Annotated in this window: 23 protein-coding genes and 1 pseudogene; 4 read left to right on the top strand and 20 right to left on the bottom strand. The window is 45.3% G+C overall.

Annotated elements, in window-relative coordinates:
• Positions 1–150: 150 nt before the first annotated feature.
• The 15 genes from NYE24_RS24050 to NYE24_RS23980 form a co-directional block, all read right to left on the bottom strand.
• Positions 151–1,188: a hypothetical protein gene (locus tag NYE24_RS24050; RefSeq protein WP_036693150.1), complete on the bottom strand. Its 1,038-nt coding sequence runs from the start codon at positions 1,186–1,188 to the stop codon at positions 151–153.
• 46 nt (positions 1,189–1,234) lie between these two features.
• Entirely contained in the window at positions 1,235–2,188 is a 954-nt protein-coding gene (locus NYE24_RS24045) for a class I SAM-dependent methyltransferase (RefSeq protein ID WP_051493300.1), read from the bottom strand.
• A gap of 5 nt (positions 2,189–2,193) precedes the next feature.
• Positions 2,194–3,042, bottom strand: coding sequence for an FkbM family methyltransferase (locus tag NYE24_RS24040; RefSeq protein WP_342476826.1), 849 nt, complete (start codon positions 3,040–3,042; stop codon positions 2,194–2,196).
• Between the two features lie 40 nt (positions 3,043–3,082).
• Positions 3,083–3,895 (bottom strand): ABC-2 family transporter protein, encoded by an 813-nt coding sequence (locus NYE24_RS24035; protein WP_036693155.1) that lies wholly within the window; start codon positions 3,893–3,895, stop codon positions 3,083–3,085.
• Between the two features lie 4 nt (positions 3,896–3,899).
• On the bottom strand, positions 3,900–4,631 hold the full coding sequence (locus NYE24_RS24030) for an ABC-2 family transporter protein (protein WP_342476825.1): 732 nt from the start codon (positions 4,629–4,631) through the stop codon (positions 3,900–3,902).
• Between the two features lie 55 nt (positions 4,632–4,686).
• On the bottom strand, positions 4,687–5,691 hold the full coding sequence (locus tag NYE24_RS24025) for an ATP-binding cassette domain-containing protein (protein ID WP_342476824.1): 1,005 nt from the start codon (positions 5,689–5,691) through the stop codon (positions 4,687–4,689).
• A gap of 30 nt (positions 5,692–5,721) precedes the next feature.
• The gene (locus NYE24_RS24020; RefSeq protein WP_342476823.1) at positions 5,722–6,828 is read right to left on the bottom strand and encodes a radical SAM protein; all 1,107 of its coding nucleotides are present in this window, start codon (positions 6,826–6,828) and stop codon (positions 5,722–5,724) included.
• A gap of 108 nt (positions 6,829–6,936) precedes the next feature.
• Entirely contained in the window at positions 6,937–8,025 is a 1,089-nt protein-coding gene (locus NYE24_RS24015) for a radical SAM protein (protein ID WP_342476822.1), read from the bottom strand.
• A gap of 27 nt (positions 8,026–8,052) precedes the next feature.
• Positions 8,053–9,168, bottom strand: coding sequence for a UDP-glucuronosyltransferase (locus NYE24_RS24010; protein WP_342476821.1), 1,116 nt, complete (start codon positions 9,166–9,168; stop codon positions 8,053–8,055).
• Positions 9,169–9,212: 44 nt separating this feature from the next.
• A complete protein-coding gene (locus NYE24_RS24005) occupies positions 9,213–10,571 on the bottom strand; it encodes a hypothetical protein (protein WP_076158535.1) in 1,359 nt (452 codons plus the stop codon).
• Complete coding sequence (locus NYE24_RS24000) at positions 10,568–10,819, bottom strand: acyl carrier protein (protein ID WP_036693173.1); 252 nt, start codon at positions 10,817–10,819, stop codon at positions 10,568–10,570. The genes NYE24_RS24005 and NYE24_RS24000 overlap by 4 nt, the downstream gene beginning before the upstream one ends.
• Before the next feature lie 13 nt (positions 10,820–10,832).
• Positions 10,833–11,783 (bottom strand): NAD-dependent epimerase/dehydratase family protein, encoded by a 951-nt coding sequence (locus tag NYE24_RS23995; protein ID WP_341028682.1) that lies wholly within the window; start codon positions 11,781–11,783, stop codon positions 10,833–10,835.
• Between the two features lie 96 nt (positions 11,784–11,879).
• Positions 11,880–12,935 carry a hypothetical protein gene (locus tag NYE24_RS23990; protein ID WP_341028680.1) on the bottom strand — a complete coding sequence of 352 codons (1,056 nt, stop codon included), beginning with the start codon at positions 12,933–12,935 and terminating at the stop codon, positions 11,880–11,882.
• Positions 12,936–12,948: 13 nt separating this feature from the next.
• On the bottom strand, positions 12,949–14,439 hold the full coding sequence (locus NYE24_RS23985; RefSeq protein ID WP_083677988.1) for a class I adenylate-forming enzyme family protein: 1,491 nt from the start codon (positions 14,437–14,439) through the stop codon (positions 12,949–12,951).
• Positions 14,436–14,651, bottom strand: a complete 216-nt coding sequence (locus NYE24_RS23980) for an acyl carrier protein (RefSeq protein ID WP_342476820.1) — start codon at positions 14,649–14,651, stop codon at positions 14,436–14,438. Before NYE24_RS23980 ends, NYE24_RS23985 begins: the two co-directional genes overlap by 4 nt.
• Before the next feature lie 192 nt (positions 14,652–14,843).
• Between NYE24_RS23980 and NYE24_RS23975 the strand changes: the two genes are divergently transcribed.
• Positions 14,844–15,047 carry a hypothetical protein gene (locus NYE24_RS23975; RefSeq protein ID WP_036693183.1) on the top strand — a complete coding sequence of 68 codons (204 nt, stop codon included), beginning with the start codon at positions 14,844–14,846 and terminating at the stop codon, positions 15,045–15,047.
• A 426-nt stretch (positions 15,048–15,473) separates the two neighbouring features.
• Here NYE24_RS23975 and NYE24_RS23970 read toward each other — a convergent pair whose 3' ends face one another.
• Positions 15,474–16,469 carry a phosphotransferase gene (locus tag NYE24_RS23970; protein WP_036693187.1) on the bottom strand — a complete coding sequence of 332 codons (996 nt, stop codon included), beginning with the start codon at positions 16,467–16,469 and terminating at the stop codon, positions 15,474–15,476.
• 184 nt (positions 16,470–16,653) lie between these two features.
• Here NYE24_RS23970 and NYE24_RS23965 point away from each other — a divergent pair, with 184 nt between their 5' ends.
• Positions 16,654–17,025, top strand: a complete 372-nt coding sequence (locus NYE24_RS23965; protein ID WP_342476819.1) for a hypothetical protein — start codon at positions 16,654–16,656, stop codon at positions 17,023–17,025.
• Positions 17,026–17,154: 129 nt separating this feature from the next.
• Here NYE24_RS23965 and NYE24_RS23960 read toward each other — a convergent pair.
• Positions 17,155–18,180: pseudogene (locus tag NYE24_RS23960) on the bottom strand (serine hydrolase domain-containing protein).
• Positions 18,181–18,256: 76 nt separating this feature from the next.
• Positions 18,257–19,144, bottom strand: a complete 888-nt coding sequence (locus NYE24_RS23955; RefSeq protein ID WP_342476818.1) for a helix-turn-helix domain-containing protein — start codon at positions 19,142–19,144, stop codon at positions 18,257–18,259.
• A gap of 140 nt (positions 19,145–19,284) precedes the next feature.
• On the opposite strand from NYE24_RS23955, the gene NYE24_RS23950 reads away from it, so the two are divergent.
• The gene (locus NYE24_RS23950; RefSeq protein ID WP_342476817.1) at positions 19,285–20,046 is read left to right on the top strand and encodes a GNAT family N-acetyltransferase; all 762 of its coding nucleotides are present in this window, start codon (positions 19,285–19,287) and stop codon (positions 20,044–20,046) included.
• 118 nt (positions 20,047–20,164) lie between these two features.
• Here NYE24_RS23950 and NYE24_RS23945 read toward each other — a convergent pair whose 3' ends face one another.
• On the bottom strand, positions 20,165–20,713 hold the full coding sequence (locus tag NYE24_RS23945; RefSeq protein WP_036693199.1) for a histidine phosphatase family protein: 549 nt from the start codon (positions 20,711–20,713) through the stop codon (positions 20,165–20,167).
• 120 nt (positions 20,714–20,833) lie between these two features.
• Between NYE24_RS23945 and NYE24_RS23940 the strand changes: the two genes are divergently transcribed.
• On the top strand, positions 20,834–21,154 hold the full coding sequence (locus NYE24_RS23940; protein WP_143804329.1) for a hypothetical protein: 321 nt from the start codon (positions 20,834–20,836) through the stop codon (positions 21,152–21,154).
• Here the strand turns inward: NYE24_RS23940 and rlmD are convergent.
• A complete protein-coding gene (gene rlmD / locus NYE24_RS23935) occupies positions 21,151–22,656 on the bottom strand; it encodes a 23S rRNA (uracil(1939)-C(5))-methyltransferase RlmD (RefSeq protein WP_076158516.1) in 1,506 nt (501 codons plus the stop codon). The genes NYE24_RS23940 and rlmD overlap by 4 nt on opposite strands.
• Between the last annotated feature and the right edge of the window lie 2 nt (positions 22,657–22,658).

The following is a 22,658-nucleotide window of genomic DNA, read 5'->3' as shown; positions in this document are numbered from 1 at the left end:
ACACATTCCCCAGCCGATCCTTCCATGAAACAGGGAATATGGTATGGCAATGGATTATAGGCAAAAACAAAAAGACCGCCCCCTCTCGCAAAGGTATGCGGTCTATCAGATGCTCTACTCGGTTACCTGACTCACATTGCTGGTTCAGCTTTACAGTCTCGCAGCCTTTAACATTAAATAAAAATGATGATTAAAATGCACTTCATTCGTATATATTTTTGTGAATAAACCAATGCACTTGTCTTTTATTTCCCCAGTGAACTTTTGGGACATGATGGCTTTATTCGAATAGAACCTTACTGCCTTCCAGTCATTAATAATTTGGTCCAATAACGGGTCAAGCGTATCTTTTGCATTGATATGATCAAGGTTATACTTATAGAGAGTATTTAACCTGTATTTCTCAGAACATTTCCTATAAATAGTACTGCTTAGTGTTTCTATAATCGTTTCATTTGTTATAATGAGCTCGTAATTTTCTGCCAACAACAATATATTATTTAAACTTTCCGTTATTTCATTTTGATACCTGCACATATTTTCTATAAATTTATTGATGTTATTTTGTGCTAACCTCTTATTGTTCAAGCTATCATGATCAGTGGGGGACACTAGTGCATATTCCCAAAAATAGTTTGGCATTTTCACATGTTCCGAACTCAGGCATGACAATTTAAATTCTGAAAATGGTAAAGAATATTGCCTGTATTCTGTAATATCATCAACCGTATATATTTCCCCGTTAGTCCGATTGAAGCCATAGACAAAAACAGGGTGCAGTCCATGTTTTTTGTTATAGTAAAAGTCTCTCCCGCGTTGATAGAATAAATCAATAAAAATGGAAATCGGATGCCCCCTGGAAATAGAGCTTATGATCTCATCTTGTAACGTATCTAGTGCAGGGGATTTTTTACGAACAGAGATCCCCATTTCCTCAAGGATCTGATCTCCCTCCTGAAGCTCCAATACCTCTAACTTGAAATATCCTCTTGCTTGTATTTTTTGTTCATTAAATCTATAAATACTAATCACATTATTCAAAATCGGCAGTTCATCTTTTTCGAAATATCTGGCAAGCGTTAAATACAAATTGTAGTCGCAACTAAAGTATGGAAAATTATGATGAGGAAACATTTTGGTCATGCCGTCGAAGGGTTGAAAGGTGTCCAGGGAAATAATATCTTCCATACAATATTTCTCCTAACCTAAAATTATTGTCGATATTACGGCTATGTCACCTCTTAACAAGGTTCATCATACGGTATTGCTGCGTCCCAGCCTTCATCTCTTCATATTTCTTCGAGCCGGGCAATGCGATGAAATCACTGATATCTCCATTATTCATGCTCACGTTGGCATTGTTCGCAATTCCTTGTGGGCCAGTACGTTGCTTTGCATTCTCATCACATGATAGAAGGACATTCGAAGTCACATCCTGATTGCGGATTACAGACAGACCTGCTTCCTCTAAAAGCCTCACGTTCTTCGCTACCTGATCTTCCAGCATCAGCTCCGTATACAGAAATACACCGCCAACTCTCATTATCCGGTACACTTCTTCATAGAAGCGTGATCGGTTCGGATAGGCTTGCGCGGATTCCATATTCAATACAATATCGAAACTCTCGTCTGCAAACGGTATATTCTCCGCATCGCCGACGAGATAGAAAGATTCACCCCCTCTGGATTTGGCACTGCAATACGCAATATTCGCCGGGCAGATGTCGAGACCGACAATAGACAGAGGCTTGAAATATTTATACAAAGCTGCTATGTTCCCTCCCCTGCCGCATCCGATGTCGATAACCTGCCGCTCCGAAATCGCCGTCCTGCCCACCGTCTCGAGCAGCAGCTTGACTGAATTTCTATTCCATACATCGTCGGGCTCGATCACCGCATGTTGCTCACTCCCTTGCGAGACGTAACCATAGTTTAAGAAGGTTGCGAATCGGCCTATGCCGGAAAGCGCAAAGGAATCCGAAATCTCGCTATAATCTCGAATTTCGCCCTCTTTACGCTTCCAATCAGACGGGTGGACAAACTGCTCACGCCGGTCGAGCATCGATACATAACGATTATCGATCGTATATGCCGCATCGCAGTTGCGGCATCGCAGCAATGCATCCGACTGGGCCAGCTCGCCCTTGCAGCTGGAGCATACCAACCTTGCATGCAGATGCTGTAGCATGACTATCACCCAGCCGATATATGCATTTGATTCAATGCGTACACATTATAGTAATTTGGGATATTCAAGTCTTCGTAGTAATCGATCGAGATATTGAAGCCGTTGGTCCGGAAGATGTTCTCAAGCCTGCTGATCTGTTCTCCGTCCAGTCCGTGTACCTCCATTACAATTTGCCTGATTTTGCCCCAATCCTCTGGATGGATGCCTTCCAGCACCTCAAATTCACTTTTTTCCACGTCGATTTTGAGCAGATCAATGGGGTTCAGATCGTAATAGCGGATCATTTCAGAGATCGTAGTTAGCTTGCAGCGATGGATTTGTTCATTCAAGAGCTTCGGCGACATAAGTTGATCGACAAACCGGTTTAGCATGCGCGGGTCGGCGAATTGATCCCGGTAATGGTTGATTAACCCGTATCGGAGATCCTGATCGTGGTTCTCCCGGTATTTGATCTGGACAGAATCCGTGGACATCGTGGGGAAATAGGCAAACTCCGCTTCCTTGATCTCATTGGAAAGCCCAACGTTAACCGTTGTTACGCGAGGCAGCGAGCTCGTATTCATCTTCAGGAGCTTAAATGTCGGAGGCAGTGGCTCAAACGCATACACCCTGCAGTTGCTCTTGCTGCTGACATATAGGGTGAACATGCCGATATTAGCACCGACGTCCATGACCGTGCCATTATCCGGGAGCGTAATCCCGTGCTTGAAATACATCTCCTTTTGGAAAATCTCGTTGTAGAGGAACTCGGTCTCACCTTCGTTGTTTTGATAGATTTCAATCCCGTTGTCCAGCCGCTTCTTTGCGGTGGCCTCTGTCTGCGACGAAACGCTCTTTTGCTCCATCCTGCTCATCCAATTCACCTTCTCAACAATTTATTTTTTTGGCATTTCTCTAACTGCTGGCGCTCTCATAGTGTTTGACGGCCAGCTTCCAGAACAGCCTGACCACTATAAGCGATATCACAGGAGCTACAAAAATCCATATCCCAAGGAACAGGTCCAATCGGTCGATCAAATAAACTGACGGCATGTTGGTGATAAACAAGATAGGCACGACATACAGCCCTATTCTCCGCAGCCATTTGGGGTATATGTACATCGGCATATTGTTCAAATCCCAACATTTGTCCAGTATGTCGAAGATCGCACCGGACTTCACCGTCCAGAAGGCCAGAATTTGCGGAAGCAGAAGCACCGAGTAGGTCACGATCGTGCTACTCAAGATCACCCCGATATATCCGGCCAAGTGGATCAGGCTTGGCTCGATGCCAAGACGCCGCCAGGCCAGTACGATCATCGTGATCCCGGCGATCAGGTTCGGAATTGGAAACGCGAAGTTAACGTTCCGGAATGAAATCATGAACTGCAGCGATAGCGGCTTCGTCATATACAGGTCCAGCGTCCCGTTGCGGATATGGCCGGCGAATCTATAAAAGTTATCCATAAACAATCCTGTATAGATTGCGATCATAATTGTATAGGTCCCGGTGAAGATCATCATCTGGTCAGGAGAAATTCCATTAATTTCAATTCCTAGCTGGTAAACGAAGATGATATAGATCAGCTTAGAAAACAGAAATACGGTCTCCATGATCAAACCGGAGTAGAAATTCGCTTTGTATTCCATGTAACCGACCAGGCTATTCTTTGCGAAAATAAAAAACATACGTACATGCTTCCGAATCTCACTCAAGCGGATACTCACAGATCTAACCTCCAACGGCTACATATTTCTTCATTCCGGAATCCCAAGACAACTTGGAAATGATCAACAGCACAATTACCCAAACCGCCTGCAAGAGGAGCCCGCTCACGATATCATGAATCGCCAAGCTCCCGTTGATGATCTTAACCGGGAAGAATACAACATACTGAAACGGTAAATAGCTGGAGATTCTAGCAAACGTATCTCCGAAAATATTAAGCGGAAAGATGGCGCCACTGAGCAGATAGACGCCTTGGTTGAAAGCGATAAATACGCCCCAAACCTCAGTAATGATGAACGCGAGCGCACTAATTGAATAAAAGAGCAGGAAGTTGATGAGCAGTCCGAACAGAATACTGATCAAAAACATAACGATCTGCCCCGCGCTAAGCTGAAACTCCCAAATCTGAGTAAACACGGTCATCAGTATGACGAATAAGACAAGGACAACCCCGGTCTGAACCGTTTTCCCACCAAAAAAATTGCATGTCCGATAGCTAAAATAATGAATGGGCTGAGCGATAAATTTGCTCAGTCCACCCGTCTTGATATCATTCGCGATTTCCCCTTCGAAGCCGGCAGAAACCAGCTTGGAGACGACGCCGGACAACACGGAATAGATGATGATCTGTGAATAAGAATAGCCGTTAATAATCTCTTGCGGCGAGCTGCGAAACACGGCTGTCCAGAGGAAGCATTGGACGAGTATGATAAAGCCGCCGCTAATAATACTCATCAGGAAATCGGTCCGATACTCCATCGCATTCTGAAGCGCAAGGATGTACGTCCTTTTATACTTCTGCAAGACTTTCATGTCTGACCTCATCTTTCTGATATAAGCTTTCGATGCCTCGCTCGACAGGTATATCTTCAACTGTGAAATCAAGGATCGGGAACCGGTCCAGCATCATCTTGGAAAGTCGCTGAAGCTCATGCTTATCGATCTCCATGACGGCATTCAGGCCGTCATGTTGAGTAATAACGCCATAGTCGCTTAGCGCTTGCCTTGGCACTTCGTCCGTAAATTGCAGCTTAATAATCTTTTTGGCATGAAACAGCTCGTTCACACGCCGGAGATCGCCGTCGTATACGATCTTCCCTTGATTGATGATGATCGTTCGTTTGCACAGATCCTCAATATCCGCCATGTAGTGGCTTGTCAGAATGACCGTTGCCTTCGTCTGCTGGTTATAATACTTCAGGAACTCCCGAATGCGCTTCTGCGAAATCAGATCGAGTCCGATTGTAGGCTCATCCAGGAAAATCACCTTGGGCCGGTGGATGAGCGACGCAATTAGCTCCATCTTCATCCGTTCCCCCAGCGAAAGCCTCCGCACCTGAATGTTGAGCAAGTCTTTAACGTCAAGCATCTCCGTAAGCTCATCCAGGATAAGGTTGTAGGACTCATCCTCGACCTCATAGATGCATTTGTTCAGGTATAACGATTCATTCGCTGGTAAATCCCACCACAACTGCGATTTCTGTCCCATCACGATCGAGAACTGCATCTTGAATTCTTTTTTTCGCTCCCAAGGGACATAGCCTAATACCGTCGCCTGCCCGCTTGTCGGATACAAGATCCCGGACAGCATCTTAAGCGTTGTCGTTTTACCGGAACCGTTCGGGCCTAAGAATCCAACCATCTCGCCTTGCTCGATTACAAGTGATATATCGCTAACCGCTTCTTTGATCAGTGATTTACGCTTCACTAAATTTTTGAGCGATTTTTTGAGTCCCAGTTCTTTTTCGTAGTACTTGAAACTTTTGGATAATTCTTCCACCTGGATAATACCCACTTGCGCACCTCATTTGTGAATTTAGAATAGTTAAACACCGTGCAAATGCAAGACACTGCACTTGGAACATGCCGGTGTCAGTCGTTCGTCCATCATTTCCCTTATCCTTCTGTAGTTCATGCTATGCCATAATTCTTGTACAGACGTTTCTTGTAATTTGCCGATCTCGAACTCCTTGAAAAATTTGCACGCGATAATTGTTCCGTCGGGCGTAATGTCCATGCGGTTCGAGAGCGCCAGGCACTTCTTGTTCATCGTGCCTTTGCCCTCCACCTCTTTGCCGAGCACGAAATCTTCAATCTGGTCTTGATCCAGATTCGGCTGGTAGCGCAAGCGCATTTTCCAGACCCGCTGATTCACCCGGTCCAACTCGCTCATGAGAGCAGGGATACGCTCCGGATCGAGCTTATAGTTAAATGCATGCCAGCTTCGTTCGCCCCTGTGCCCGCTCGCCGGAAGGAAGTCGAACTTCTGGTTGAAGTAATCGTCCATCCCCTGCGAGCATTCGTCCGAGATGTACCACGGGAAGCAGACGATGACCAGATCTACGCCGACACCCTCCAGAAAGTCCAGCAGATCGTACAGCTTGTCGGTCATACCATCGTTAACGACGGTATGGATCGAAATTTTGCCTCTGAATTTGTTCTCCTTGCGCAGCTCGACCAGCATCCGGATAGCATCTATCGCCTTGTTGAATACCCCTTTGCCGCGAAGCGCATCATTCTCTTCTTCGAATCCGTCAAGCGCGATGAGCAGCTCCAGGTTATCGGAGATTCTCTGCAAGGCATCCAGCTTTCGCTCGATCAGCACCGCATTCGTACAGATTGTCGTCTCACGGGGATGGGCTTCAAGCAAATCAGCCAAACGGTCGAAATGGCTGTATACAAGCGGCTCGCCGCCCCAGATATAGAGTCTCGACTTGGCGGGTTCCGTCTCAAGGATCAGCTTCTCCAGCAGCCCGTAGTCGAGCTGTTCCCGCTGCTGCTCCGGTGTCATGAAGTGATGGTAGCCGGTGTCGTTCCATTGATAGCAATGCTTGCAGCGCAAGTTGCATTGGTTCGTCAGTTTAATCCCGACCGACTCTGGCAACGGTGTCGCGTAACCAGCTATTTTCTCTATATTCCGCTTGGTTTCCATCGTATTCCTGATGGTACGTTTTAAAATATGCAAATCCTTTGCGGAATGTTTAATCTCAGATTTCGGATTCATATCAACACACCCTTCTTAAACGTAATAGGTCATGAATCAGTAGATATAATACCTTGAACAAGCCGTACAAATCGGAAGCATATTTTTTTTCATATACGCGCGATATTCTTTGTACTTGTCACTGCGCCAGATATCCACCAAATTCTCTTCGTTCACGTTGCCGAAGGTCAAATCATAGAAGGCATGGCAGGGCGAAACATCGCCCCTTGCCGTAATCTCCGCATAAACCCATGGAAGGGAGCACTGTCTTCGTTTATCAGCCATCTGATCGAATTGCCCCGAGAAATAGTTACGCAAATTCAGTTCATCTATCGTCTTCGGATAGGTGATCACATGGATACTATTTTTTATGCAATACGCTTTAACATTATTGAGCTGTCTCGTCAATTCGGGAATATCGATCTGGCTGAACGAACTGATATCCCGCCAGACCATCCCCTTGGCATACGGAGCTTCATGCACACCGAATTCCTCTCTAAGAACATCCACATATTGGGCATACTGTTCTTCCGTGGCATAGAGCTGCACTTCCATACTGATATGGTCCAGCATCGACAAGTCGATATGCTTAAAGAAAAATTCCTCGATGTACATATAGTTCAAGGGCGTAATGATAAAGGATACGCCCATCTTCGGAAATTGCTTGCCTTTGCTTTGACGGAGCTCATAGAGCTTCTCAATCCCCTTGATCACTTTCTTGAATACGCCTTTGCCCCTCTGCCTGTCGTTGATTTCCTCAGGGCCGTCGAGCGACACCCAGATCTTATTGGGCGCAGTCTCGACAAGCATCTCGGCATGCTTCTCAAGCAATGTGCCGTTCGTGGGGAAGTCCGCTCTGCTTCCATAATGATTGATCATGGCGAGAATGTCGCTCAGCCAAGGGTACATCAGCGGCTCGCCGCCGAAGAAATCGTAATACGGCTTGCCGGGACTGCACTCTACGATGATCTTTTTGATCAGATCCGGGTCCAGCTGCGCTAACGTTTTTTTGCTTTTGTAGGGTCCTTCGAGTCCCCACTCATAGCACATCTTGCATCGCAAATTGCACTCCTCGAGCAGTTGCAAGACGATCCATCTCGGATAGCTTGTCGTATCCTGGGCGACACTCAATTTGTTTACGCTCATCGCTTAACCCCTTCTGCCATTGAATTCTTACCCCTTCGTTAACGCGACTCTCGCACAATAATGATCTACATAATTCGTCCGTTCTCCGGGTCTGTTCTTGATTGCTTGATGCATCTCCTTAAGGACATCTACGGAAAAGTCCATCTCCCGCCACTTCTCGTAGCGTATTCCAAACCCAAGCGACTCCCATAATTCCAAATTGCTAAGCTCGTGACTTCCGAACGGCTCCAGCAGAATAAGAGGGGTTTCGGATGCAAGCGAGTCAATCAACGTGCCCGCTCCCGGCTTGGCCACGATAGCCATCGCCTCCGAAGCGACGTCGAATAACCAATGATGATCAACCTTAGCCGCGTATGAATTCGTATCTTCTCCCGTTATTTCGATGTATGGCGGAAACTCGTGCAGGCCGTTTGCGCTTTTCACCCATGCACACCACTCCGGATCGTTCATCCAATATCGTAGCTTATGATTGGGCTTCGCTTCCTTCCAATCATAAGCTACGATATCAAGCCCGTAGTTATGGCCGACAAGCTCTGGAACTTTACTTTGATAAGTGCCCATCCCCCAGCCGCCGCCATGAACAACAAGCCGCCGCTTCCTTGATTCGAAGGGCAGTGGCGTACCCAGAGGAACCGGGATTTCGCATCGAATCTCCATCTTGCCGGGTTCATAGAGAGAAGCATTGTAATAATGCTCTTCATAGCGAGGATGATACTTCTTCAAGCTCTTCCAAGACGGGGCCAGATCTGAATCGACGTAGAGCAGGTCTACATGAATTCGATTCGGCAGCATCTTCTCCCTATACAAATCCAGAATATAGACCCAGTGTCCGGATAGCGATATGAATTCGTAGCGTTCTTCCGCTTTCCACGCCTCCAGCAATAGCTCAACCTGGGCGTAATCTATGCTGCCCTGGATATCCATCGGCATTCGGGCCGAAAAATTGGCAAGTGCGAAATCATTGTGGTAAGCCTTCCTGCTGTCGGCAATATGATCTCTCTTGTCTTTCTCCAAATAGCTTTCGAACACGAGCACTTCCGTCGCGATATCCCTTTTCTCGAAATCTCTTGCAGCTAACAGGCCGGGAATATAGAACCCCAGACCGAAACCGGAGCATAGAAACGTTACTTTTCGCTTACCCATAAACTCTCTTCCTCCATTCATGGTTTCAAGCTCTTCGGACTGCATCAGCGGGCGATCTTGAAGGATAACGACGACAGCACCTCATTAACCTTCGCGGACAATCGTTCGTTATCCCCTTTCCCCTCAATCAACGAATAATACAATCTGCCCTTCACCTGCTTATTCCGGATCCCCTTGCACTCGCTGACGACTTTGTTAATAAAGAGCGTATTCGCGCTTAACGGTAGCATGCCGAACCCCCGATCAGGCTTATATAGAACACCCTCGCGGTCCAGTGATTCCAGCAATTGATCGAAGGATACATCACATGCAAACTGTAAGGTCGCATGCGTCATGCTCCCGGCCGTACCGTGCTTCTCGAGATATCGGTCAACATAATGTTTGATCAGACTCATCGATCTTCTTGCATTCACCTCAACGATCGGAACGATGCGGCCTTCTCTCAACAGCATCGAATCAACGCATACGTCGCCGTGATAACCAGACCGGTAAAGCTCGCGAGCCGTCAGCTTCATTACATCAAAGTACTCCGCTTCGTCCAGCATATGAAGCAGCCTGTCGTCGGCAGTATAGGAGCCTTGGTAAGCGAAATTATGATTGACTAATTGCTGCACGGAGATATGTCTGTACGTACCGTCTGGATCGATGTGAAATTGGCAGGAGAAATCCAGCTCCTTGAGAAGGAACGGCTCAATAATAAACCGAACCGTTCTTCCCTTTCTGCACTGACCGGCGAGATAGGATGTGACTCGCTGCAGAATCGCTTCCGACTCGATGAGCAAATTCCCCTTCCCGGATACCCCAAACTCATCTTTGATCAGGAAGGGTCCTTGTTTCAGCAAAGCCAAGCCGCTTGACAGCAGCTCTTCGTGGGAATAGACCGTCTGGCTGTCACATTGAAGATCAAGGCGACGGTTCAATTCGGTTGAATACAGCTTCGAGTTGACCTTCTGAACCGTCTCGACAGCTGGACAATCCTGTTCCAGCCCGTAACGCGCTGCAGTACGATCCGCCCCCGGAATGACGGCAAAGGGCGACAACCGGGCTCCCTTCAGCCAATATGGATCCATGTCCTCCACTCGATCAGCTGAGGTGAGCAGGTCGAATATATTGGCGGTTCTGCCTGCACTACCTCCATCAGGACTCTCAAGATCGGTTGAATTGGAAAAAAATTTAAATCCGATCTCATGCAAATACGCTTTATGGCAAACGTTCATTCGATAACGGGTAATAAGCCTATCCTGGCCCTCGCAAAATGGGAAAAGCAGCTCATCCATGGCCATCACGACATTCTCCATTTCAGGATCGTGAACCGACGGCAGTTTGGCTAAATTAGGGTCACGCCAGAAGCGTTCCGCGTCAAACATCCCGATAATGAGCTCGGATTTGCGTCTATCGTTCATACAGATGTCGTCTTCTGCAGCTCCGAGATATAATTGCAGAAGGCTGTAACCGATTCCATGCATTCAAAGTCGAATTGTTCGAAATCGATTTCAATATCGAAACGCTCTTCCACCTTCAATAAGAAAGTAATTAGCTGTAAAGAGTCCAATCCCCCGTCTTCCATGATGCTGGAATGCCCGTTCAAGCTGATTGCCAGCTGGGCGTCGTCCTTGACTTCGCTTATCATCGCTATGATCTGTTTTTGCATAGGAACCTCCCGTTTAATGGATATATTGACCTTGGTAATAATGGATCGTTCTAGCGAGTGCATCATGCAAACTGATCGCCGGTTCCCAGTCTATGATCTTCCTTGAAATGGTAGTATCCGGATTCCTCCTCTTGGGATCATCTTCCGGTAGCGGGAGAAACTCGATCTGCGCGTTGGACTTCATGAGCTCCTTCAATAATTGGGCGACTTCAAGTATGGTGACTTCTTGCGGATTCCCCAAATTGACCGGCTGTTCATACGTGGTGCCCAGCAGTCTCATAATCCCTTCCAGCAAATCGTCGATATACTGAAAGCTTCTCGTCTGTCTGCCGTCGCCATAAATCGTAAGGTTTTGCTTGGACATGATTTGATTAATGAAATTGGTAATGACACGTCCGTCATATAAATCCATCTTCGGGCCGAATGTATTGAAGATCCGAATGACCCTTACCGGTATGCCGTATTTCCTGTTCATCCAGTAGGTAATCGCCTCTGCATACCGCTTCGCTTCGTTGTAGCAGCTTCTTGCTCCAATCGAATTCACGTTGCCATAATAGCTCTCCGGCTGAGGATGAACGGTTGGGTTACCGTAGATCTCGCTTGTTGAAGCCAAGAAGAAAGCGGCCTGCTTCTCTTTGGCCAGATGCAGCAGATGCATCGTTCCTTCGCTGTTGACCCTCATCGTTTCGATCGGATAGGACAAATATTTGGGCGGGCTGGCAGGACTTGCGAAATGCATCACCCAATCGACAGGTCCTTCAACTGCTAGCGGATAAATGACGTCATGCTCGATAAACTTGAAATTCGGCGACCGTAGGAGATTGTCAATATTGACAGTGGACCCGGTCAGAAAATTATCGGCACCGATAACGGTATGGCCTTCCCGCAGCAGCCTCTCGGCAAGGTTGGAACCGATGAAGCCTGCGACTCCCGTTAATACAATGAATATAAAGATCCCCCCCATTGCTTATGATTGGTGATAGCAAAGCCTATAATCCCAGCATCACTCCCTTCAATAGCTAGATCACCACCCGCTTCGGGTGGGGCTACTCCCTCGACATTACTGAATGGCTACCTGCTTCAGCCATCGTTCAAGGAATATTGATTCTTCATTTTCTATATTTGTTATCAGCGTAAGTAAGCTTTCTAAAATACTTATATCCCTTGTCAAATTGTATTTGAGCGCTACATTCACAAGTATCCTCGCCTTCACTTCAATTGATATGCATTCGTCTATATGCTCTTGATTTAATCTAATTAGATGACGATTATGGTACAAATACTTGAGTCTTAACGTCATTAACTTCTTATGATCATAAAGTAAATGAAAGGGTCTTATATCAAGTTCAGATTTTTTTTCCGTTGTCTCTTTCACATAATTTAATAGAGTTGTATATATTTGGATGCCGAAGTCAAGATTATCCCTGTCGCCGCCATAGTTGGACATCTCCCAATATTCCGGCGTTTTTTTAGTGAAATAGTTTCTTATAGAATTCACTAGAGTATCTGCACTGAATTTATCCTGATATTGATCATTGAATGTATACAGATAAACCATTTCTCTTAGATAATCATGATTGGTTGTTAGATGATTAGTATTGAACGCAAGATTGAAATCTGTAAATGATATCTCAGCTTGACTATAAACACCGTTCTTAAAGAAATCGGAAACATACAATATCTCTCTATTTAAATCATAACCGTATACAAATATGTCATGATGCAAATGGAGTCTATTATATCGATCACTTAATGGCACGTAGAAATAATTCACCATGGTGTGGATATAATTATTAGCATTAATGTTTTCTATAATAAATTGAATAACAGAGTCCCATTTAGTTGTTACAGTATCTCTATGTATCTTTTGAGTCGTAATCCATTTGCACGCATCTGAAGGCCGCAGCTCATAAGTCAGAGGGAAATAAAAATCTCCCCAATGATGCTTATAATCTTTGTTAATATATAATTGAATATAATTACTAAATATCCATGGGTGTGCGCACTCGTAATGGGTAAGAATGGACAAGAGATGGGCATGTTGCGTATATGTTGTAATCATCGGATAACTTATTGGTAATATTCCCTTGTCCAATGGTTGGGTTGTATTCTTCAATTTCTTCTTCCCCCTACTCATTTAGCAATAAGCGCTTTGTACTTGCCCTGTCCAGTTTTCCTGTTTTTGTTTTTGGAATGTCATCTATAATCCTCCATTGTCTAGGCACTTTATACGATGACAAATGCAAGTTGCAATGTTGTGTCAGCGCATCTATATCAACCAGACATTCTTCAAAAACTTTCAGAAATGCTATGGGTACTTCGCCTAATAGATCATCGTGCACACCAACAACCATGACCTCCTCCACTTCTTTCAAGCCATATATAAATTCCTCGATTTCTTCCGGATAGATATTGATACCGCCTGATATAATGATATTTTTCTTTCGGCCTGTGAGTATGAGACACCCTGATTCATTCCAATATCCCAAATCTCCTGTCTTTAACCAACCATCAACAATGGTAACGTTCGTTAACTCCGGATTTTTGTAATAACCAAGCATCACATTCGGGCCCTTGACCCAAATTTCTCCTGTAGCAGCAGTTCCTTTAACCTCATTCTCTTCTTCGTCAACAAGCCGAATAGAAACGCCACTGACGGGTGACCCACAGGAAAGGCTGCGGTCTCCCCGTTCCATCATGCTCACCCGCGGAGAAGCTTCAGTTAATCCATAGGTTTGAATAATATCCGCTTTGGGAAACACAGTCTGAAGATGGTCTACTAATTTCGCGGGAATCGCCGCACCGCTAATCACAATAAATTCAATAGAATCAAAGGCACTCCAGTTTGTTGTCTGATGAAAATCGGAAACAAACTGCATCAATTGCGTAGGCACCGCTGAGAATGCCGTGACCGCCTTATTCTGAAACAGTCTAAAAGCTGTGCGCGGCAGCAAGGGCAAGCTGATAAGTATAATTCGGGTTCCATGAAGCATGCAAGAAATCAATTGCGTGACAATTGTAGAGCTGAAATGAACGGGCATCGTGACAAGAAACGAATCTTGATCCGTATAACCGACCTTTTCGCCATGTGCCAGCGCATTCGTTAATACATTCCTATGGGATAACATAACGATTTTAGATTTTCCGGTTGTGCCCGATGTAGGAAGGAGAATCGCACATGGATTGGAATCGGACGGATTCGTTAACGGGATCGATTCGAACGAAGGCATCGGCTCTTGTGATAAATCCTGAGCGGTAACCCAATGAATATCACAATTTAAATGCGCAGGTTGTGCATATTTGCTGATAACCAGCCTGACGTCACTGGCATTAAGAATATTTTCAATTTCAGTTTTGGAAGCCGAGTAAGGAACCGGCACTAGTACATGACCGCAGAACTGAATGCCAAGCGCTGCAGTAATGAACAAGGGCTCATTATTTGTGTATACTGCAAGATGACTTCCGGCCTCAAGATCAAAGTTCTTCTTTATATATAAAGCAATCAAGTATGCTTCAGTCATCACCTCTGCATAAGTCCAGTGCTGCTTTATATCTTGAAGGATAATATGTTCTTTGCGGTCACATGCCTCCATAAATACACGCTGAATGATAGTCATCATATCGTTTTCCCGGTCAAATAATTAAGGATTAATCCAGCCGTGGAGAACTTCTCAAACAACAGATCCTCATCAGGGATCGAGATGTTAAACTTCGATTCCATTGAAACAATAAGCTTGATGAAGCCAGCCGAATCGATCCCTTGATCCAACAAATTGGTATCGTGATCATCTGGATAATCGATTTCAAGCTCAGCAAAAATTTCATCTCTCAAGATATATTCAATTGATCTAGACATCATGTTTCCTCCGTTCCATAATCTTTAGAAAGGCTGGTTAGAGAGGATGGCATACATGGTGATATTCAGTGATGAGTAAGTGAAAGTGCTTGTGAAGGAGAGTAATCTCAAAACGATGGACAATGTCCATTCGCACTGAAAGAGTTGTTTGCAGAGACCCTGCAATTTATGCTGGAGGCGGAATATCACACGGTGCAGGACATGAAAAGCTTGACGCGAAGAGTACAACGACGGAAATGTCCGAGGGTTACCATCGTCAACATCGCTAAGCAACTAAAGAAAAAAAGCATTTTCCCAAGCGATGAAGCGCTGCTGAAAATGCTCTACTTAACTACGATGAATGCCACTTGTAAATGGATGGTTTTAGTATAAATTGCAAATATACCAATTGTCAACAATTTTAAATAAGCCCGTTGATGCCCTTTAGAATTCCATTCGTCATCTGAATGTTTCTCTCATTTTCGATCTGCGTTTTCCGCTTATCTTCCCGATATATCCTTACCAAGCACTCCACATGTGTGGAGTGCTTAATTTTGAATGTATCTTCATCAATCGTTTGGCGAGTTAGATGGCGGACGAGTTCTAACTGCTCATGTTGAAGTTCTTTAAGTTTCTTCTGGACTTTCTGAAGTTCATTTCTGCACCAACTGTGATCCAATAGAATAACCGCTCACGTTGATTGAGCGGTTATTCTACTATCGTCACCCGTTAGGTCAATAGCATTTGGTCACAGGTCCGTGGTAATTTGTGGGCAACAGAAAGAGGATGCCAATCGGCTATGTTACTTAGATTTCTTCTCTAGATTGCTAGGCCTACTTGATTGATGTTATAAAAAACTGCCTTGCCTTTCAACAAAGACTTACAAAGTTCAATCAGACTTGGTATATGTTCACGTATCCACACATGCATTTCTTTTGTACTTAGCCTAAACGCGTAGAGTTCACATATATTCAAGAACATCAATTCTTCTAACTGTGCGATGTCCATTTCTCCTGACGCAACACTAGTGTAGCCGGAAAGTAGCTCATCCCTTAATTCATTTTTAGTAAATAGGGCACCCATAGCGACGTCACTTGCGTAATATCCGAACCCCGATAATCCGAAGTCGATGAATGAAATTCCCATTGATGAACGGATTAAATTGCTGTAGTGAATGTCACCATGAATTAATCCCCATGTCTCAAAACATTTGGCCCAATTTTTCATACGGTCGGTTACCAGCAAAATGGCACTTTCAAGAATTTGAAACTCTTCAGTGGCGATAACACCCATTTTTTCGCCTGATCGCAGTTTATTCAACATGATATTTACCGACTCTATCCCATATTCGGGTCTTATGAAACTTGAATCATGTTTAAAACCCTGCGAAAACTGATGTAATTCTGCAATAGACTTTCCGAAGGTTCCAACCATTTCCTTACTAGTGAAATCTCCCTTGGACATGGTTTCTCCAAAAATCCATTTCAATACGGAACAATGCACTTCTTCGCTTTCAACGACATCGCTTGTTACAAGCTCACCCTCTAGATTCGAAACAGGGATTTGAACAGGGATTTGCGAATGAGACGACAAAGCTAACAGATATATTAGTTCTGATTGAATCGCCTCACGTGTGTTTTGTAAACCCTGCATGTTTTTTGTGATTGGTTTATGCATGCGCAACAAGTAGGTATCTTCCGATCCCTTTTCTGTTACTTTGTAGGTAATATTTTCATTATGACGAATAAATTCCACGATGGGGTCGATTAAAGGATATTTCTGTATAACCTCTTTAAAGCACTTCGAATAATCCATGGATAAAATTTCACTCCTTACCATAGTAAACTACCACACGTTTGTAGATCCCCCCCATTTGCAGACATAGAGCTTCAGAGCGGTGAGCCCTACTATACCTATGTACAAAAGCATATCTTTGAAGTGCTTGGTATGGACCATACCTCTATTCACTGGGCGCAGCAGGATAATCCAGCAGTTGCCGATGGGAGAAGCAGAATTCAAGGATACACGCGGCCTAATCGGATGGGTCGTTCACAGATTCAAAAAAACGGCGAAACTGCCTGCCCCGTTGAACAAACACTATCTTTCGATAAATGCTGCAGGACTTGTCTTTATTGCGAACACCGCAATTCTGGGCTATAGAACCTTGAATAACTCGACCTATCCAGCCCTTCGCATCCACCTAATATTGAATATCGTTTATGTTGTGCTGACAGCCGGTTATATCGTACTGCTTGGACTTAAGTTGTGGAAGCAAAAGAACGGCAAACGAAGAACAATCCTATATGCGCTGTCCGGCTGTTCAGCATTGCTGTTCAGCGCACTTATCATCGGCTGGGATCTGTACTTTTAGTTTGCTCATGAAATGAGAAATTCTGAGATGCTAAAAAGCCTTTCTAATAACAAACTCCTACGCGGCACTAAATTTTCAAAAAACATTGATTCTCCGTGGCTAGAGGTTGTTATAGCTTGACGTTAAAACTTATTCATCATGATTGAACTTGTAATATAAGTCATTCACAAGCTTATAGATGTTGGTCCAATTAAGATTGCTGCAATTGCAAAATAAAATGACACTGAACCGTTTTTCATAAAATCTAACATAAATACTTCTGAATCCGGCATCTCCGCCTGTATGCCAAAGTGTCCTTTGTCCACACTTATTTTGGATCATCCAGCCATAGCTGTAACCGCCGCAGGAATCGGACAGCACTTCCCCGTCCGAACGGATACCCTCTTCGTAAATCCGTTTTTTAATATCCTGACCCAATAATTTACTGCCATACAAAATATCGTCATATAGCTTCATATCTGAAATTGAGGTAAATACATTTGCACAGCCTGTTGCAAGTGTATCGACATAATAGCATTTCAAGTCACTCTCGTGTTGCTCATATCCGTAGGCTCTATTGGGAACAACAGGTTGTTTTTCATCAAAAACCAAAGTATGCTTCATGCCTGCTGCATCAAAAATATTTCTTTTCATATAATCAGCAAGGCTCATATTCATAATTCTCTCAATAATGATCGCCAACAGTACGTAATTGGAATTACATTATTCCATTTTACTGCCCGGTTTAAAGCATAATTGCTGCTGGGCCTCAAGCAGACTCAAAACCTCGGCATTTGTAGAATACAGGGCGTTGTTTCTTGCCTTTTTCCAAAGCAAATCATTATAGTCTGCCAAGCCGGAAGCATGATGCGCCAAGTGATAAATCGTGATTTCATCTGCGTAATGCTTCAACTCGGGTATATATTTCACCAGCAGATCCTGTTCACAAAGCTTTTTGCTTTCAATAAGCTGCAATATGGCGATACCTGTAAACTGCTTGGATACAGAGCCAATGTTGAATACAGTACTGGATGTAATAGGAATGCCATGCTCGCAGTTGGCAAGACCACGATAATCTTCGAATACCACATTCGAATTTTTGATTGCAATTAATGCGATTCCAGCTGAGTTATTTGTATAAGCTCCTTCATAATATCCTTCCAGTGTTATTTCCATATTCCCCCTCCTTTCTCCATTCAATAAAGGCGTGTGGTGACTTTGTCATTTGCATGTATTCGTTTTTTTCCTATACCTATACGACCGGCACGTAGTAGTCCAGCTCACAATAATCTTGGGTACACAGACTCCTATCTACATACTCAAAATGAAAGTGGTTCTCCCAATCAATCGGCTTGTTCTTTGTCAAAAAATCATCCTTGAAATCCCAAAATTCAAGCAGATGTTCCCATGTCAACTCCTCCGGAGGAAAAAAACCTATAAACCGGAAAACCGTATAGCTGCCGGCGGGAACGACAAGCCGCTTCATATCGATGGGCAAAGCGCTGTCTTTTTCAATTTCCACACTGGATAAGTAGTAGGTATACTGGCCCCTTTCTTCTCCCCAAAAGGTATACCCGTAATAAACGTTTGGATTGACAGGCTGCATGATCCTTGAACGATGCCCGTGGAAAAATTCAACAGCCAGGCTAGTGGCTTTAAACTCCTGCAGATTTTCCTGGATACTCACCTGATGCAGCAGACCGCCAAGCTCAAAGGCAGGCCGAAAAACATGAAACGGCCTTACGAGCAGGGCATGATCCAATTCAATAAGGAGCGAAGGATCTGCCTTGGGCGTAATTGGAACATGGCGCGGGCTTCTTCGATATTCGGAAGGAGACAAGCCGAACTCGCCTTTAAAGGCCCTTGTAAAAGATTGCTCATACTCGAATCCATATTTTTCGGCAATACTTACAATTCGGTCACCGGTATGGATCAACTCGTACAAGCTTTCCGTCAGCTTCCGGGAACGAGCATACTCCATAATGCCGCGCCCGGTCAAAGACTTAAAAATCCGTTGAAGGTGGTACCTGGACAAGTACACCTGTCCGGATATATCCTCCATGGATAGATGTTGATACATATTCGCTTCAATACAATCAACGGTATTCTGGATATGCCCTATCCGATCATTCTCGCTCACATGTTCCCCCCAAGTCTGTGATCCCGGCTAACGAATTCATTTCTGGCACAAAGAGCACAATTTGTTAAGGTTGATTCTGCTCCTCTTTAGTATAATCAGGCTGATCAGAAAACGCATTCACAAAAATCCAGCAGAGGAGAATGAAGATGAACCCGCAAATCATAAGAAGCCATATTGATGAGGGCGGCACGTTTTATTTGGATATTCTGGGGAAATCCGAACACATGGAGACCGAACAACGTCCTCATTATACAATGATCCATCCCAAAAAGGGATACCATGGGGGAACGTCGATCTATAACATTCAAATTGAACATTTGCCCGAGCCCGAAGCATTACGCCTTGTACAGGAGATCAAAAGCTACAAGGAGCATATATTCTGGGGAATGTATCCCTCCGTGCGATTGATGCAGTATGTTGGGGAGGGTAAACCCAGACCGGAGCCATTGCCAGAGCCGAACGAGGAGGAGGCCGGTATGGCTCTGCTGGCCGCAGAGAAGCCCGAATATCCCAGGAATCCCAACCATATAACGGTACATAAGGTTAACAATGCTGAAGATTTCAAGCTCTGGGCGCTGCTTTGCAACTTCGTTATTCACCAAGGGTATCCCATTATTCATCCCGAGCTTCATTACCCGGTATGCCAGGAAGGTATTCTAACGTGCTTTAATGTGTATGATCAAGGAACACTGGCAGGGGTGTCATCTCTTTTAAATCACAATGGGGTTTTCTCCCTGGAATTTGTTGCTGTATCAGACGCCTTCCGCCGAAGAGGAGTCGCTACGGCAGCGGTCATCGCTGCTATTGAAGATGCCTTTGCTCAAGGAGCCGAGCTGATTACGGTAAGGTCGATTGGAAAAAGCAAATATCTGCTCCCTAAGCTTGGATTCCGGATTTACTGAAAGACGAAAAGCCCTCTCCCAAAGGAGTGGGCTTTTGATAAAACGTCTCGGTTTTCTTCATAACGATTGGTTAATCAATTACTGTTGTTTTTTTATTTTCGCCAATACATCTCAACTATTAGTCGTTCCTTACTAGCACCGAATTAAAAATATATTCTTTGTAGTGTCCGTTGTCAGATGAAAATCTTAAAATATTCCCGTCTTCGGGAATACCTTCAAAATAAGCTCCAATACAACCAGTAGTACATCTGTGACCTGATATTAAAATATTCACATTTCTTAAACTGTATTTAGCTTCAAGTTCATTCATAAAGTTGAAGACTCTTGATATGTAGGTCTTAATTTCTTCAACGCCTTTATAAACCCTCGTATCAGGTACTACTCCGACCATTTTTACATCGCCTTTTTTTAATCCATCGGCTTCACCTAAATCGAATACATCCAGTCTCTTATCAATTATCGCTTTAGCACCTGTTGCAATCTCAGCAGTTTGGATAGCTCTTTCTTGTGGGGAAGAAAAGACATAGTCAAATTTTGTATTCTTAAGTTTATCCCTTAAAAGTTCCGCTTGATTGATACCTACTTCATTTAATGGCAACCCTAGTCTACCTTGGAGTCTTCTCTCTTTGTTCAAATCTGTTTGTCCGTGTCGAACTACATAAATCATACTGTAACCTCCCCAACGTAATATTCGTATTTCCCCTTGTCCCTTGAACATTTTAATGCAGTCATAGTCATACTACCATATACTGGTACACAAGGAGAATGCACGAATTCTTTGTTCGTTTTGGATGTACGTACCATAGCATTGAGGAAAATTTTGTACGGAACAGACAACGGTAAACTATGCCGCGACAACAAAAAGCAATTCGCTAGGCAGAATGACCTTGCCCTCTTCTCAAATCAGGCATTAACCCTTGATGCTTTTACCGTCCAAAATGAACGCATCCAATCCGAACAGCAAGGAATTATGAAACGAAAAGTTGAATTGGAATCCATTCTCGAAATGCAAAAAGACACGGAAGAGAGATTCCGTGCCTACTTCATCAAGATTCACTACAACATTGCCCAACCTCAAGGAAAAGGCGAATTACTACAAGGGGCTTAGTCATTAGCCCCTTTCAATTTAAGTAATACTGTACACTCCACATGCACCGTATGCGGGAACATATCCACCGGCGTGACCTCCACCGCCCGGTATCCCCCATCCTCCAGCACCCGCAAATCGCGGGCCAGGGTAGACGGGTTGCACGAGACATAGACGACACGCTCCGGCTGCATCAGCAGGATAGTCTCCAGCAGGCGCGGGTCGCAGCCCTTGCGCGGGGGATCGACGACGATGACATCGGGAGTGATGCCCTGCTCTTTCCAAGCGGGGATGACATCCTCCGAAGCGCCGACTTCGAATTTAACGTTGTTCATTCCGTTCAGCTTCGCATTAGCACGGGCGTCTTCGATGGCTTCAGGGACGATCTCAACTCCGTACACCTGATCCGCGTGCTGGGCCAGGAACAGGGAGATGGTGCCGATGCCGCAGTAGGCATCAATCACGGTTTCCTTGCCGGTAAGTGCAGCGTATTCCAGAGTTCTGCCATACAGCACCTCAGTCTGGGCCGGGTTCACCTGGTAGAAGGAGCGCGCCGAGATGGCGAATTGCACCTCTCCAATGTAGTCATAGATGACCTCGCTGCCCCAGAGGACACGGGTATCGTTGCCGAAGATGACATTGGTCTTCTGCGTGTTAATATTCTGGCAGAGGCTGACCACCGCCGGAAGCTGCTCACGGATACTACCGAGCCAAGCATCCAGATGCGGGATATCCCGGCCGTTCGTGACCAGCACCAGCATCATCTGGCCGGTGCGGAACGCCTTCTTCACCACAACGTGACGGAGCAGGCCACGGCCGGTCTCTTCGTCATAGGCGGTGATGCCTAGCTCTCGGCCGAGGCTCTTGACGGTGGCAACGACCTTGTCGTTGTCCTCATGCTGGATCAGACAGGTCTCCATGTCGATGATCCGGTGACTGCCCCGTGCATAGAAGCCGCCGACCAGACCGCCTTCGGTCACACCGATAGGCACCTGGGCCTTGTTGCGGTAGCGCCATGGCTCGTCCATGCCGAGTGTAGGCAGCACGCGGATGCCTTCGCCTTGAGTCCCTGATGCACTTGCTCCATCTGTACTCGCCGCTCCTCCACTAACTGCACCGGCCACCTCCAGCTTCCCGATCCGCTGGAGGTTGTCCACCACCAACTGCCGCTTCCACGCGAGCTGCGCGGTGTAATCCATATGCTGCAGCTGGCAGCCGCCGCATTGATCATAGATCGGGCAAGGCGGCGCGATGCGGTCGCTGCTGGCCTGCACTAGCTCCAGCAGCTTGGCGTAGCCATACTGCTTCTTGGTCTTCAGCACTCTGGCCCGGACCCTCTCACCGGGAAGAGCGCCCTGCACAAATAGGGTAAAGCCCTCTACGCGGCCTACCCCTTCACCTTCATGGGTCATGCCGATAATATCGAGCAGGACCTCATCGTTCTTATTCACCGGCAGACCGGCGACAGGGGCCGTCCCTTGTTCCCGGCGGCTTGCGCTGCGCCTGCTGCGTTGTTTATTCATGT

Source organism: Paenibacillus sp. FSL H7-0350 (assembly GCF_038593195.1).
In the GTDB taxonomy this organism is placed as follows: Bacteria; Bacillota; Bacilli; order Paenibacillales; family Paenibacillaceae; genus Paenibacillus_AQ.
The sequence above is the reverse complement of the archived record's forward strand: the minus strand, read 5'-3'. Positions and strand labels throughout refer to the sequence as shown.

Excerpts from the sequence above, each read along its gene's own strand:
- NYE24_RS24005 (WP_076158535.1), bottom strand. The coding sequence starts at position 10,571 with ATGAACGATAGACGCAAATCCGAGCTCATTATCGGGATGTTTGACGCG.
- NYE24_RS23945 (WP_036693199.1), bottom strand. The coding sequence starts at position 20,713 with ATGATTTATGTAGTTCGACACGGACAAACAGATTTGAACAAAGAGAGA.
- NYE24_RS23970 (WP_036693187.1), bottom strand. The coding sequence starts at position 16,469 with ATGGATTATTCGAAGTGCTTTAAAGAGGTTATACAGAAATATCCTTTA.
- NYE24_RS24020 (WP_342476823.1), bottom strand. The coding sequence starts at position 6,828 with ATGGAAACCAAGCGGAATATAGAGAAAATAGCTGGTTACGCGACACCG.
- NYE24_RS23995 (WP_341028682.1), bottom strand. The coding sequence starts at position 11,783 with ATGGGGGGGATCTTTATATTCATTGTATTAACGGGAGTCGCAGGCTTC.
- rlmD (WP_076158516.1), bottom strand. The coding sequence starts at position 22,656 with ATGAATAAACAACGCAGCAGGCGCAGCGCAAGCCGCCGGGAACAAGGG.
- NYE24_RS23975 (WP_036693183.1), top strand. The coding sequence starts at position 14,844 with ATGCTGGAGGCGGAATATCACACGGTGCAGGACATGAAAAGCTTGACG.
- NYE24_RS24010 (WP_342476821.1), bottom strand. The coding sequence starts at position 9,168 with ATGGGTAAGCGAAAAGTAACGTTTCTATGCTCCGGTTTCGGTCTGGGG.
- NYE24_RS24015 (WP_342476822.1), bottom strand. The coding sequence starts at position 8,025 with ATGAGCGTAAACAAATTGAGTGTCGCCCAGGATACGACAAGCTATCCG.
- NYE24_RS24040 (WP_342476826.1), bottom strand. The coding sequence starts at position 3,042 with ATGAGCAGGATGGAGCAAAAGAGCGTTTCGTCGCAGACAGAGGCCACC.
- NYE24_RS24045 (WP_051493300.1), bottom strand. The coding sequence starts at position 2,188 with ATGCTACAGCATCTGCATGCAAGGTTGGTATGCTCCAGCTGCAAGGGC.
- NYE24_RS23985 (WP_083677988.1), bottom strand. The coding sequence starts at position 14,439 with ATGATGACTATCATTCAGCGTGTATTTATGGAGGCATGTGACCGCAAA.
- NYE24_RS24050 (WP_036693150.1), bottom strand. The coding sequence starts at position 1,188 with ATGGAAGATATTATTTCCCTGGACACCTTTCAACCCTTCGACGGCATG.
- NYE24_RS23965 (WP_342476819.1), top strand. The coding sequence starts at position 16,654 with ATGGGAGAAGCAGAATTCAAGGATACACGCGGCCTAATCGGATGGGTC.
- NYE24_RS23950 (WP_342476817.1), top strand. The coding sequence starts at position 19,285 with ATGAAGATGAACCCGCAAATCATAAGAAGCCATATTGATGAGGGCGGC.
- NYE24_RS24000 (WP_036693173.1), bottom strand. The coding sequence starts at position 10,819 with ATGCAAAAACAGATCATAGCGATGATAAGCGAAGTCAAGGACGACGCC.
- NYE24_RS24030 (WP_342476825.1), bottom strand. The coding sequence starts at position 4,631 with ATGAGTATTATTAGCGGCGGCTTTATCATACTCGTCCAATGCTTCCTC.